The 13,582-nt window shown below is 37.2% G+C and carries 16 protein-coding genes; 4 read left to right on the top strand and 12 right to left on the bottom strand.

The window, feature by feature from the left end:
• The first annotated feature begins 132 nt into the window (after window positions 1-132).
• Window positions 133-303 carry a ribosome modulation factor gene (gene rmf / locus ACTRWE_RS12695; RefSeq protein WP_008114656.1) on the top strand — a complete coding sequence of 57 codons (171 nt, stop codon included), beginning with the start codon at window positions 133-135 and terminating at the stop codon, window positions 301-303.
• 64 nt (window positions 304-367) lie between these two features.
• Here the strand turns inward: rmf and fabA are convergent, their stop codons facing one another.
• Window positions 368-883, bottom strand: coding sequence for a bifunctional 3-hydroxydecanoyl-ACP dehydratase/trans-2-decenoyl-ACP isomerase (gene fabA / locus ACTRWE_RS12690; RefSeq protein WP_008114654.1), 516 nt, complete (start codon window positions 881-883; stop codon window positions 368-370).
• 195 nt (window positions 884-1,078) lie between these two features.
• Between fabA and ACTRWE_RS12685 the strand changes: the two genes are divergently transcribed.
• From ACTRWE_RS12685 to ACTRWE_RS12675, 3 genes are read left to right on the top strand one after another with little or no spacing between them, the layout of a single operon-like run.
• Complete coding sequence (locus tag ACTRWE_RS12685) at window positions 1,079-1,936, top strand: 6-carboxytetrahydropterin synthase (protein WP_013464921.1); 858 nt, start codon at window positions 1,079-1,081, stop codon at window positions 1,934-1,936.
• On the top strand, window positions 1,929-2,747 hold the full coding sequence (locus ACTRWE_RS12680) for a M23 family metallopeptidase (protein ID WP_013464922.1): 819 nt from the start codon (window positions 1,929-1,931) through the stop codon (window positions 2,745-2,747). The genes ACTRWE_RS12685 and ACTRWE_RS12680 overlap by 8 nt, the downstream gene beginning before the upstream one ends.
• 5 nt (window positions 2,748-2,752) lie before the next feature.
• On the top strand, window positions 2,753-3,187 hold the full coding sequence (locus ACTRWE_RS12675; protein ID WP_013464923.1) for an acyl-CoA thioesterase: 435 nt from the start codon (window positions 2,753-2,755) through the stop codon (window positions 3,185-3,187).
• 198 nt (window positions 3,188-3,385) lie between these two features.
• Here the strand turns inward: ACTRWE_RS12675 and ACTRWE_RS12670 are convergent, their stop codons facing one another.
• The 11 genes from ACTRWE_RS12670 to ACTRWE_RS12620 all read right to left on the bottom strand — a co-directional run bounded on the left by ACTRWE_RS12670 (window position 3,386) and on the right by ACTRWE_RS12620 (window position 13,494).
• On the bottom strand, window positions 3,386-4,708 hold the full coding sequence (locus tag ACTRWE_RS12670) for a Na+/H+ antiporter family protein (RefSeq protein ID WP_010389979.1): 1,323 nt from the start codon (window positions 4,706-4,708) through the stop codon (window positions 3,386-3,388).
• A complete protein-coding gene (locus tag ACTRWE_RS12665) occupies window positions 4,705-6,678 on the bottom strand; it encodes a transglutaminase TgpA family protein (RefSeq protein WP_013464926.1) in 1,974 nt (657 codons plus the stop codon). Before ACTRWE_RS12665 ends, ACTRWE_RS12670 begins: the two co-directional genes overlap by 4 nt.
• A complete protein-coding gene (locus tag ACTRWE_RS12660; RefSeq protein ID WP_029610002.1) occupies window positions 6,671-7,660 on the bottom strand; it encodes a DUF58 domain-containing protein in 990 nt (329 codons plus the stop codon). Before ACTRWE_RS12660 ends, ACTRWE_RS12665 begins: the two co-directional genes overlap by 8 nt.
• A gap of 4 nt (window positions 7,661-7,664) precedes the next feature.
• Window positions 7,665-8,570, bottom strand: a complete 906-nt coding sequence (locus ACTRWE_RS12655; RefSeq protein ID WP_013464928.1) for an AAA family ATPase — start codon at window positions 8,568-8,570, stop codon at window positions 7,665-7,667.
• An 8-nt stretch (window positions 8,571-8,578) separates the two neighbouring features.
• Window positions 8,579-8,962: a response regulator gene (locus ACTRWE_RS12650; RefSeq protein WP_013464929.1), complete on the bottom strand. Its 384-nt coding sequence runs from the start codon at window positions 8,960-8,962 to the stop codon at window positions 8,579-8,581.
• A gap of 379 nt (window positions 8,963-9,341) precedes the next feature.
• Window positions 9,342-9,746, bottom strand: coding sequence for a DUF1090 domain-containing protein (locus ACTRWE_RS12645; protein WP_013464930.1), 405 nt, complete (start codon window positions 9,744-9,746; stop codon window positions 9,342-9,344).
• 27 nt (window positions 9,747-9,773) lie between these two features.
• Entirely contained in the window at window positions 9,774-10,742 is a 969-nt protein-coding gene (locus ACTRWE_RS12640) for an ATP-dependent 6-phosphofructokinase (protein ID WP_013464931.1), read from the bottom strand.
• Window positions 10,743-10,933: 191 nt separating this feature from the next.
• A complete protein-coding gene (locus ACTRWE_RS12635; protein WP_013464932.1) occupies window positions 10,934-11,506 on the bottom strand; it encodes a MiaE family protein in 573 nt (190 codons plus the stop codon).
• Between the two features lie 74 nt (window positions 11,507-11,580).
• Window positions 11,581-12,213: a sulfotransferase gene (locus ACTRWE_RS12630; RefSeq protein WP_013464933.1), complete on the bottom strand. Its 633-nt coding sequence runs from the start codon at window positions 12,211-12,213 to the stop codon at window positions 11,581-11,583.
• A gap of 6 nt (window positions 12,214-12,219) precedes the next feature.
• On the bottom strand, window positions 12,220-13,119 hold the full coding sequence (locus ACTRWE_RS12625; RefSeq protein WP_016900345.1) for a type 2 periplasmic-binding domain-containing protein: 900 nt from the start codon (window positions 13,117-13,119) through the stop codon (window positions 12,220-12,222).
• 6 nt (window positions 13,120-13,125) lie between these two features.
• A complete protein-coding gene (locus tag ACTRWE_RS12620) occupies window positions 13,126-13,494 on the bottom strand; it encodes an MAPEG family protein (RefSeq protein WP_020476989.1) in 369 nt (122 codons plus the stop codon).
• Between the last annotated feature and the right edge of the window lie 88 nt (window positions 13,495-13,582).

Below are 13,582 nucleotides of genomic sequence, written 5' to 3'. Positions count from 1 at the left end.
TCAGCAGCTTAGTTAAAGTCAAACAAATTAATTGTATTTTGTGTTTGAATTAAACATTTTTGTTGGCTATTTATTAAATGTAGATGAACTTAATGCTACAAAAATATAAATATAAAGGTGAGGATTTTACCGATGAAGAGACAGAAAAGAGATCGTTTAGAAAGAGCTCATTCTCAAGGTTTTAAAGCTGGTTTAGCTGGTCGCTCAAAAGAGCACTGCCCTTATCAACAAGTTGATCCTAAGTCTGAGTGGCTTGGTGGTTGGCGCGAGGCAATAGAAAATCGCAATATGTATAAAACATAAACTCACAACGAATTTAAGCAAAAAAAGCCTCTAGTTAGAGGCTTTTTTGTTGCGTGCGTTAAAATTAAAACGCGCTAGTGTCTTGGAATAAGCCCACTTTTAAATCTTTTGCTTCGTATATAACGCGGCCGTCTACTTCAACAGTGCCATCAGCCATACCCATAAACAACTTACGTTTAATAACGCGTTTCATATCGAGACGGTAAGTTACTTTTTTTGCCGTTGGTAGAATTTGGCCAGTAAATTTCACTTCGCCTACACCTAATGCGCGGCCAAGACCAGGGCCACCAGACCAGCCTAAGAAAAACCCAACCAGTTGCCACATTGCATCTAAGCCTAAACAACCCGGCATTACAGGGTCGCCTTTAAAGTGGCAGTCAAAAAACCAAAGGCTAGGGTCAATATCTAGCTCAGCAATAATTTGGCCTTTACCGTGCTCACCACCATCATCGGTGATAGAGATGATACGATCCATCATTAACATATTGTCACTTGGTAAACGACAATTTCCTTCACCAAACATTTCACCTTGACCACAAAGGATCAAATCTTCTTTTGTATAGCTATTTTTAGGTTCCATAACACTTAATCTTTGCTTAGAAATTGCCCCGTACTTTAGCGTACACTTGTACGCTAAACAACTCGGAGCAGTTAAAAAATGGTTTAAATATAGCCAATCAGTCAATGCAACTGATTTTAGTATGATTAAACCGCGCAATTACTAACAGAAATCATTATAATTAGGGCTGACTTTTAATCAGTTTAAAGGAAATTTATGACCCTTTTTGTTAACTCACTCACTGTGATTGATTTTTCTTACTTATGCAATAAACGCGGTGCAGTTGGCGAAAGTTGGATTGTTGATTTGACTTTACATGGCAAACTAAATGAAGAGTCTATGGTTTTAGACTTTGGCTTAGTTAAAAAGCAAATAAAAGGCATTATTGATGAGTGTATTGATCACCGTTTAGCTGTTCCAAATAACATAAACGGTAGCATTAATGAATTTGCTGATCATAAAACATTAGATTGTACATTTGGTGAGAATAAGCACCTTGCAATGAGTGCGCCTCATCAAGCTTTTTGCCTAATAGATACCGACGAAATAACCATTGAGTCGGTTACAGAGTATTTAGTTGCCACAATACTGCCACAGCTTCCTGATAATATTGAAAAAATTGAACTGGTATTAAAGCCTGAGCACAACCAAAGTTTTTACTACCACTACAGCCATGGCCTTAAAAAGCATGATGGTAATTGCCAGCGCATTATTCATGGCCATCGTTCACAAATAGGGATCAGCTTAGGTGGTATCTCTATGCCTCGTTTACAAAAACAGTGGGCTGATAAATGGCAAGATATTTACTTAGCTACCAGCGAAGATCAAATCAGCGCCTCTGAATTAAAACACATTATCGCCAAAGAAGATGACGTGTGTTTTGCATACACAGCCGCGCAAGGTTATTTTGAAATGGCTATTAGCGAATCGCGTTGCGACATTTTACCAATAGATACCACAGTAGAATGTATTGCTGAGTATATTGCCGGCCAAGTAAAACTGCAGCATCCAGAAAAAGACGTAAAAATTACCGCTTATGAAGGCGTCGGCAAGGGGTCAATTAGTTATGCTTAAATCCTTATTAGTGTCAGCGTTAATTGCATCATTTAGTTTTAGTGCTTTGGCAGTTGAACTAAAAGGACATTTAACTCAAGGCGGCTTGGTTACAGGGCAATTGAATAACGCAAAATCGGTTAGCTTAAATGGTAAGCCATTAAAGCTATCTGATACTGGCTTATTTGTATTTGGTTTTGGTCGTGATGCAAAACCAAACCACACTTTATCATGGGTTGATAAAAGTGGAAAAAACCACAGCCAAGATTTAGTTATAACCCTTCGTGACTACAACATCGATAAAATAACCGGTGTTGCAAAAAAATATGTATCGCCACCAAAAGCGGTCAGTGAACGTATTAGCCGTGAAGCGGTCGCGGTAAGAAAAGCGCGCGCTGTTAACTCTGACCTAGAGTACTTTTTACAGCCTGTGCTTAGGCCTGCCGAGGGCCGTATTTCAGGTGTTTATGGAAGCCAGCGTTACTTTAATGGTGAACCACGCAGACCACACTTTGGTTTAGACATAGCAAATAAAACAGGTTCTCCTGTGTATGCGCCGATCAGCGGTACCGTGGTATTTGCTGAACCAGATTTATATTACTCAGGTGGCACATTAATTTTAGATCATGGCCACGGTGTTACCTCGACTTATATTCATTTAAGCAAGCTAGATGTAAAAGTGGGGGATAAAATTACACAAGGTATGAAAGTGGCTGAAATAGGGGCGACAGGGCGAGTAACTGGCCCACATTTAGATTGGCGATTTAATTGGCAAGGTGAACGCCTTGACCCTGCATTATTGATGCAAGACACATTAGCAAACAAAAAGTAGAGATTATGACTCAAGTAGAGCGCGAAGCAATTATTGCGCAGCGTATAAAAGATTCGACCACATCGGTTACAAAAGCGGTATTTCCTGGGCGTACTAATCACCACAATACGCTATTTGGTGGTGATGCATTAGCGTGGATGGATGAGGTTGCTTTTATAGCAGCTACCCGTTTTTGCCGTAAGCCATTAGTGACTATTTCATCTGATAGGGTAGATTTTAAAGAGGCTATTCCGGCAGGTTCATTTGCCGAATTAATCTCAAAAGTGTCGCATGTAGGGAATACCAGCCTAAAGGTAGATGTTGAAATATTCCTAGAAACTATGCAGAAAGATAACAAGCACTCTGCTATAACCGGCAGCTTTACCTTTGTTGCTGTTGATGATAACCACAGGCCAACACCTGTCGTGTGTGACAAAATGCTGCATGGTTTTGAGTTATAACACCTAACAGTAAAAATAATATAAGCACCAATTATGGTGCTTATATTATTAACCATAAAGAACACATCATACTTTATTTATCTAATGGCCAACTTAGCAATTAAACAAGATAAAAAGTATTGGTTTTTCAATGAGCAGGGCGTATTAAAGTAATAAATGAGACTAATAAAAAGGCGTGCAATGCACGCCTTTAAATAACTATAAAACCATAGCGGCTATCCAGCCAAACACCAATAACGGAATATTAAAGTGAATAAAGGTTGGCACAACCGAATCCCAAATGTGGTCGTGTTGTCCGTCAGCATTAAGTCCTGATGTCGGCCCTAGAGTAGAGTCAGAGGCAGGGGAGCCGGCATCACCTAATGCGCCAGCCGTACCAACAAGTGCAGCGGTTGCCATTACAGAAAAGTTTAGCTCTAAACATAAAGGCACAAATAAGGTTGCAATTATAGGCACAGTCGAAAATGAACTACCAATGCCCATGGTTATAAATAAGCCGACTAATAAAATTACTGCAGCTGCTATGGGTTTATTACCGTCAAAAATGGCGGCGCTGCTATGGACTAGGCTAGCAACGTGTCCGGTTTCTTTCATTACAGCAGCAAAACCTTGCGCAGAAATCATAATAAAACCAATCATTGCCATCATGGCAACACCCTTACTAAATACGTCGCCGTTTTCTTCCCACTTAACCACACCAAATACACTAAATATAACCACCCCGACTAGGCCACCTAATATCATTGAGCCACTGGCATTTTGAGCGATCAGAGAAGCAAGCACGGCAAATAAACCAACCAGCATTACCTTTTTTGGGTTTTCAACATCAGCTTGTTGGCTTTGAACTGTTAATGCTGTGCTTGTGTATTCGCGGCGTTTTCGATAACTAATAAATAGGGCAATCAACAAGCCGACAAACATACCAATAGCTGGAATTATCATTGCTAAAGGGACACTGGTATTAACAATCTCAAGGCCATTATCAACTAGATTTTTATGTAATATTGAGTATAAATAAATACCCCCAAAACCATACGGGAGCACCATATACGAGGTGGCTAAACCAAAGGTTAAAATACAAGCAATGGCACGTCTATCTAATCGCAGTTTATTAAACACAACAAGCAGCGGCGGGATCAAAATGGGAATAAAAGCGATATGCACCGGCACCAAGTTTTGAGAAGAGATAGCACAAATCAAAATAATAAACAGAATAAAGTAGCTTAATATGGTTTCACTAGAGCCTGTTTGAGCATTTACTTTAGCGAGTAACTTAGCGGCCAAAATACGCGTTAAGCCTGACTTAGAGATAGCGACGGCAAATGCACCTAGCATCGCATAGCTTAAAGCAATTTCGGCGCCTGATGATAAGCCAGAATTAAAAGCATCAATACTTTCTTTTAAGCCCATGCCTGCGGTTAATCCGGCAACAAGCGCACTTATTGTCATTGCAACAATCACATTTACGCGGACCAAAGTGAGTCCCAGCATTAAAATAACGCCTATAATAACTGCGTTCATAGATTTCTCTGTTTTATAGATTTAATTAATTTTATCAGATCTTTAGCCTGATTTTTACGTTCTTTGGTAAATGGTTGTCTCGCATAGCGCACTTGCTCAAATAAGTGACAAAAGGCGGTTATTTGTTGCTCTGCATAGGGGGCTTGTTGACTAATGTGTTGTAATGTTTGAATAGGCGTAGCATTTTCAGGGTAGTTTATAGTGTGCTTATTAGCCCAACTGAGTATTTGATAATACTCTTTTACCAGCGGAGGTTGTTTTGTTGAGGCTTTAGGTCTGTTTAAATAAATAAAGTAAGCCGTAAAACTCAAAATTAAAATAATAATAACCCCAAGTGGCACCAGCCAAATAAACTTATTACCAAATAAGGTAGCAAACAAATATTGTTGTTTGTCTTTATCAAACCCAAGTACCCAACTAGACCATTGATAATCTAAGTTTTCTAATTCAAGTCTAAGCCAGTTTATGGCAGCATAATTACTTAAGCTAACTAAACCAAAATTAATATTATTTTTAAATTCATCATTTAATGCAGCACTCTGTGATAAAGAACCATTTAATCGTTCGGGCGCAACAACCGCTGTTGCATCAAATATTCTCCAGCCTGCATTAGTATATACCTCAACCCAAGCATGCGCATCGTATTGACGAACGGTAATATAGTCATTGTTTTGATTATGCTCTCCGCCTAAATATCCGCTTACTACCCGCGCTGGAACGCCAGCACTTCTAAAAATAAAGGCAGCTGCACTGGCATAATGACCACAAAAGCCACGTTTATTATTAAACATAAATTGATCAAGCGTATCATCATCGCGCATAGGTGTTGGCGTAAGAGTGTAACTGAAACTATTTTGCGAAAAATAATCTAGCAGTTTATTAAAAAGCTCATCAGCGTTAGCACTTCTGTTTTTTAACTGTTGCGCCAGTTGATAACTTTTTTGGTTATTACTCACAGTAAGCGTTTTATAAAAACGCTGCTCTACGCTATTAAGCTTCTTAGTCGATAATGGTTTAGTACTAACAGAATATTTTAACACTTTGGATTTATATTGTTTTTTACGCAGCAAGCCGAATGAGTTGGAAACTACATTTTCATTGTTACTACTGGCATAGCCAAGCCCATATAACCAATCAGCCATTGCTGGCTCAGCAATTATTGAGTATTGAGTGGTGTTTCCATTGCTGTTATTTTGGCTTGGTAACATCATTGCTTGCTTTAAAAATGAAGATGTTTTCCAAGCTTTACCGTCAAATTCATCATGTACAATAGCGCGCCAGTAATAAGGAGGCGTGGTTGAATTATTATCAAACTTCGCTCTAAAAACCAATTCATCGGAGTTTGATAATTTAGCTATATCAAATGGGTCTACTTGTTCAGATAGGCCTGTTTGCGCCATTTTTGGCCCAGGTAATTGCCAAAATGCAGGGAGTTTTGGTAAAAATATTAAGAGTACAACTGCCAAAGGAAAAGCCAGAAATATTATTTTAGCACTTTGTTTTGATGACAGTTTTAAACTATGACTAGATTCAAGTAACCCAAGTACAGCAAAATTTAAAATATACAGTGTACTAATAATTAAAGTGGTAAAAATAGTTTGGCTAAACAAATACACTGCTGAAAGTGAGAAGAATGTGAGGGTGATGATCAATTGATAATGCTGCTTTGTTTTTGCCTGTAGTAATTTAAAAACGCATGACAGCAAAAGCATGGCAACAAACAGCACCACGGTATCTTTAAAGCCAATACTGCTTAGCATAATAATTAATGCTACTACAGCGAGTCCGTTTGCTAACCACGCATTGGGCTTTTGTTTGTGTTTAAGAGTTAAATAAATATTCCAACCACATAACACGCTAAGCATAATAATAAAGGGTAGGGGCAAGTGTTCTATAAAAAAGCTCACTAAACCTAAGTAAATAAATGACAGAGAAAAATTTATAACGCGTTGATTTTTTATCTCATTCATAATCAGTGCCTACATTACTTAAGGCTTGTAAGCAGCGTTGCAGATGAAGCTTACCTGATCCATTTTCTATGGATTTATTGGGCAATTTCATCGAGTAATTAATGTCGCTTTCAAACGCTTGGCATACTAGGTAACACAATTGCCCTAAGCGTTGCTCGGTATCGCCTGTCATTAAATTAAAGTCAAATTGTGTATCGGCTGATTTAAAATCACTAAATTGTTTTACTAATAATTGCTGAGTTTTTGCGTAGTGTTTCCACGAAACTCGCTGCAACCCCATTTCTGGCAAATGGGTAATTAAACTTTCAAATTCGTCATCGCCTAGATGTTTTTCAGTTCCTTCATCATCATTGGCAGTCATTTGGCTTAAATGTTTTTGATTTGGTGTTTTAATAATTGAAGGGTAAACATAAACGGTATGATCTGGTTGAATATAGCTCCATACACTCACCAAACCAAATGGATAATTACTGGCAATTTTTATTGGCTTTAGTAAATAGCGACCGCGCTTTAAATAAGGCAATGGTAACTGGCATTGTATGGTATCGGCTTTTACACTCTCTATATAGCAGTCTTGTTCAAAATTATTGGGATAACTTAAGGTGATTGACTGACATGTGTCGTTTGATTTTATTTGCCACACTAATAGAGGTGGCTGTGGCGCATAACTCTCAATAGTATTCTTAAAGCTGACAGTTAAGCCTTTAGCGTTGCTATAACCTAACAACAAGGCAAAAATAATAATCACAAACATTAAATAAGCCATAAACAGAATTAAATTATTTTGATAATTAATCCCCATTACAAAATTTAATGATGCAACAACGCTAAAGTAAACGCCAAGCGTGGATGGTAAAACATAAATAGTATTATGTTTTAAGGTGATGCTATTTTTTTTGTGCTTATTTTTTAATAAGGCAGTTAAAATCGCGCTTTTTATATCGAGAATAAAAGTAGGGCGCTTAAATTTATAAATACGAATTTACCTAAACGGGCACTAAAACATGTTTTAAAATGGCAACTATTTGTGTATCGCCCGCATCACTATGTAAGCCTAATCGATGCTGACACACACTTGAAAAAACAGCCTGTACATCTTCGGGTAATACGTAGTCACGGCCTTCAATATAGGCCCACGCTTTGGCCGATTTAGCCAGTGCCATACTGGCTCTTGGGGAAAGCGAAGTCGTTAATGTTTGAGATTCACGAGTATAAGTCACTAACTCAATTATATAATCAACCACCGGCGAACTTAGCGTGATATTTGATATTGCATCTTGAATTTGCTTAAGTTGATGTTGTTCAATTCGCTGCGGTAACTGCGAATAATCACGTTTTAGATTATTTAACAGTAACCGTTTTTCTGCATCTTTAGGTGGAAACCCTAAACTTATTCGCATTAAAAAACGATCTAGTTGTGATTCTGGTAACGGGTATGTACCTGCCTGATATAATGGATTTTGAGTCGCAATTACAAAAAATGGAGTAGGGAGCGGGTACTTGTCTCCATCTACTGTTACTTGGTGTTCTTCCATCGCCTCCAATAAAGCACTTTGTGTTTTAGGACCCGCGCGATTTATTTCATCAGCGAGCACCACTTGGCTGAAAATTGGGCCTTTATGAAATGAAAAACTATGTTCATTATTATTAAATATATTGGTGCCAATAATATCAGCGGGCAATAAATCGCTGGTAAATTGTATACGCTGATACGATAACCCCAGTACTGCAGCTAATGCATGCGACAAAGTGGTTTTTCCCATGCCGGGTAAGTCTTCAATTAGTAAATGGCCTTCACTAAATAAACAGGCTAACGCTAATTTTATTTGTTGTTGTTTACCAAATATAACGGTAGATAGGTCATCAATTATTGTCGTAACAATGTGCTGCATAATTTCCTTTAATCTATGAGTTCTAAACGTTTCATTACCGCATCAACTTTTTGCGCGTTAAAGGGCTTAGCTATAAATTCTTTTGCGCCTAGCTCCCAGGTATTTTGCACTGTTTCAAAGCTATTGTGGCCTGAACACATAACAACATGTGCATGAGGGTGTTCGTTGTTAATCGACTCTAAAATTTCAATGCTTTCAGAATCAGGTAAATCAACATCTAAGAATATAACGTTGGGTGATTTTTCAATAAGCAGAGGTTTAGCACAATTAAAATTATCGCACTCAATAATGTCATCAAAACCTAAACCGGCTAATACTTGGCTTAAATCAGCGCGGATCTGTTTAACATCATCAATAATTAAAATTGGTTCGAGTGGGCGTACAAATTCCATATGAATACTTCAATGTTTTTTACGGCTTGTGCTTTAATATTAAGCTAAGCATTAAGGAACCTCAAGGTGATAACTATGAATAACCATAATAGTTGTTTAAATACATTTAATGTCCGATACCGTCTAGTATTGGACTTAGTGAGCTTGAAGCTATTTAAAATAGACCGCTACTTATATATAGATATATAATTACCTATAATTTATATTATGTTAAATAGCATAAGTATCTACTTAAGCAATCTAACTGTCGGCAATTACGTCACTTATAAACATGATATTTTAGCCCTTTTATTCGCACATTATTTATTTATAGTAATATGCTCTACTTTATTAAATATAAAAACGTTGTAATGACATTTTAATCAACCAAACTATTTAGCTAATCAATTAATTGCTTAAGCTGTTTAGTTTCGTCGTTTAGCTTTTGCTGATACTTTTTAACTTTGTCATGCTTACCTTGGCGCTTAGCTTTTTTAAGACCGGTTTTATATTCTTCAATTTCGCTATTGGTATCATCTATTTTTTGTTGTAACTCTACTTTTAATCCATCCTGGGTGAAGTATTCGTTTGTATTATTGAGTGCTTTATTAAGACCTGTAACTTGGTGTGAATTACCTTGGCGTTTTGCAGTTAATAACTGGTGGTTAACTTCACAGGCTTTTTTCGCACACCCCGTTAAATTTGCACAATCATCTTTGGCCAATACGACTGTTGAACCGGCAAATAAAAAACTTATTGTAATACCTTTAATAATCGTCATTTTAGAGTTTTTATTATCTCGCATTGGTCATTATTCCTCTTTAATTAGTCGTTAGCGGCAAAATACAGATAACAGCCCTTGTAGCTCTTCATTTATAACATGTTGTTTTGCAACATCTTGCATAGGAGTATTTGATACTTTGTTATTTAAAATACCCACCATTTTAGCGCTTTCTCCAGCACATAAAGCCTTAACACTGTGTACGCCTAATCTTATTGCTAACATACGATCCGCTGCAGATGGATTACCGCCGCGTTGTAAGTGCCCTAGCTTAGTTACGCGCAAATCTATACTGGGATTAACGGTACTTATTTTCTCACATATATGCTCAACGCCAATTTCATCACCTTCAGATACCACCACAATAAAAGCATGCTCACTGTGATAATCACTAATTTTATTCACTAAATAAGTTATGTCTTCATCACTTTCAGGTATTAATATCGAATCGGCGCCAGAGGTTAAACCGGCATAAGTGCCAATATAACCAGAATCACGTCCCATTACTTCAATAACAAACACCCTATTATGTGATTCTGCAGTATCTCTAATATTATCAATACATTGCATTGATGTGTTTACTGCTGTATCAAACCCTAAGGTGTAATCTGTACCCGCAATATCATTATCAATAGTGCCTGGAATGCCTATATACGGTATGTTAGTAATTTGTGATAACCATAAACACCCTCTAAATGAGCCATCTCCACCTATCACAATTAAAGCGTCAATATTATTATGTTCAATTGTAGCTAGTGCTAGATTTCTACCGGCGTCACCTCTAAATCTTTCACTACGCGCTGTTTTTAACACAGTACCACCTAAGTGCATGGTTTGTTGTAGGCTTTTGCAATCAAGTGTCACTAAATCATTATCAATTAAACCCTCAAACCCTTTTCGAACGCCCGACACTTTTATTCCATGTTGTTGAGCGGTTTTTACTATGGAAAATAATGCGGTGTTCATCCCAGGCGCATCGCCCCCTGAGGTTAATACGGCAATGTGTTTAATTGGTTGCATCGGTTCACATCCTTCGACAAGCTAAACTTTAATAATTCATAATAGCTGTTTATGAGTAGGCTGTGTAAAGTAAGCGCAGTAAAGTTGATCTACTTAGGGTTTATTTGATTGTTTAATTAGTATGAAGGGAGCAGTTATAAATTGAAAAGTTGGTATGTTACTTTTGCTTTTAAAACAACATACCGTAATTTTTAATGTAGAGCCGCTGTAAAAGGAATGTTTTTACAAATTTCGGCTTCTATTGTTAGTAGCTCGTCTAAGCGTTCGTCAACTTCTTGCTTATCAAAGTATTCGTAGGCGAGTTCCACAAATAAATTTTTATGTTTTTCTTCTGATTTAGCAATTGCGACATAAAAATCTTTTTCTTTTCCTTCAGGTAGTGCCTCGGCAACTAAAGAAAAACGTTCATGTCCCCTCGCCTCAATTACCCCACCAACTAATAGTCTGTCCATTAAAAAACCGTCACGACCATGCCTAAAGTGTGCACGAATTTGTTTAATGTATGGATCTTTTTTATCATCACCCAAATTAGTATCGCGTTCAATTAATAGTTTAAGCACTTGTTTAAAATGAATTAACTCTTCAAGAGCTAAGTCAGTCATGGCTTTAACTAATTTACGCTTATCCGGATAATGTGAAAGCATTGACATAGCCATGCCAGATGCTTTTTTCTCAGCAGCAGCGTGGTCTTGTAAAAAGGTTTCGAAGTCAGCTAAAACAACTTCGGTCCATTCAAATGGCGTGTGGTATTTTAATTCAAACATAGGGATACAACTTATAAAATAATGCGTGGATTTTAGCGTATTTAAAAATAAAAATCTTTGATCGCGATTTAAATTTAACTTTCATAAGGCAAAAACTTATCAATCCGCCCTTTCGACGTTGACTCAATTTTTAATGGGTGCTTTATATCATTCCATGCAGTGACTTTACCGCCCATGTTCATTTTTTCAAAGCCAGCTAAGCTGCTGGTAATATTTAAAAACTCACATAGCTTATTAAAACTCTCGGGATTTGCTATGTCAATGGCTAAAAAATCATTAGGCCGGTCAGCAAAATAAGCATTAGCACTATTAAAATGAGTGTTATAACAATTAGTTAAATATTCATCCTGATTAATGTTTTCGAGTGAAAAATCACTAAACGTATTTAAGTAACAGCGCTTTAAATGAATATTAAAGCCCCCATCAGCACGCGTTAAATTAGTATGCATACGCACTAAAAGCTGTTTGATTGAAGGCAGCCACGCGCTAAGTTCTCGCTTTAAATATACAAATTTAGAACCTGGGTAATATTTATCTAATGTTTGATAATCGTTAAATACAGGTGTGTCTGCGATAGCCACCGCATTTTCAAAACAAGCGTTAGTGTAAGCAGTATGGGCAGTACGTATACCAAAATCTAAAAATGCATTACATACGCTAGTCGTCCCAGTGCGTGGTAAACCAATAATAAATATTTTTTGTGTCATGGCGTTTTAAATGTCTTTTTCTGAAAACCAAAGTGATGCATCATTAAGGGGTGTTAATGCGGGTAACTGATTGTTTTTTAATTTAATGATAATTTTATTTTTTATATCTGCATGCTCAATCGCACTGCTATGATAAGCCTTAAACAAACGATCAAACTCACCGTTTTTACGCATAATAGCTAAGCCTTTCTCAACCGCTTGCGCTATTTCGGGCTTTTCTTTACTAAAAAAGAAGTAGATTGCACTTGGGTATTGCAACAATAAGTGCGGCACTATCGTGAGGTTAGCAACGGCTTCATCTTTAAAGGTATTGAGCTCAGTTTCAACCTCTAACACAGAACGAGGAAATACATCACCTCGGCCTTTTATCAACATATTAAATAACGAACTATATTCGATTGATGTCGATACAGTTAAACCGTTATCCTGCAGTATTTGTGTGTCAGGCCAATCATGCCCTTGAATAAAGTGTATGCTTTTAAAGTCGCTAAGGGTATTGATGTTTAATAAGGTATTCACTTTATCCTGTGTAGTTACCAAAACACGCCACCCATATAACCCCTTAAATATAGGCACTCTAACGGGTAGTAATTGTTGCTCACGCTGTTTAGAGGTCATGGTCCAAGCTACGTTTATTTCATCATTATGAAGAATTTGCTTTAACGCGCGGCTCTGTGGCATCGAAATACTTGAGGGTTGTAATGTAAAATTTTCTCCGCTGAATTGCAGAGCTGTTCTTAATAGTACTAACGGATATAATATTTCATCTTCACCACTGCGCATTGTTTTGGGGTATACAACATGCAAACTAGAAACGGTGTTTTTGCTATTATTTTCTATTGCCCATGCAAATGATGTCAGCGAACTGAAAAAATAAACACATGTAAAAACAATAACTAACCGCATAATCGTTTATCTACTTAAAAGTAATAACACCGCGCTTATTATCACAATAGCAAAGGTGCTCATCATGCTCAATCCACGTGCCTTTAAATTATTGTTAATAATGGCAGAACCATGAACAACACGGCTGATAAATAATAAACCGCCTAGTGCATGCACATAATGACTAGCTAACCCTTGATACTCCAATAAAAAAACTAAAATTAAGCTAATGGGCACGTACTCAATAAAATTACCATGCGCTCGGGTTGCACGTTCAAGCGCGGTATTACTGCCATTACCTAACGAAATCCCATCGGCTTTACGTATTTTTATAACATTAACACTCAAATAAATATAATAAAGGGCCAATAAGGCCGCATAGCTAGATATGATCACAGTATAGTCCATTTAATTTTTCAGCAATAATAACACATAAGTTAAGCGGTAAATCAGAAGCTTTATCATGAACTATGCTAGAGTCACG

This window comes from Pseudoalteromonas sp. G5_S1_54_S4, from assembly GCF_054968565.1.
The sequence above is the reverse complement of the archived record's forward strand: the minus strand, read 5'-3'. Positions and strand labels throughout refer to the sequence as shown.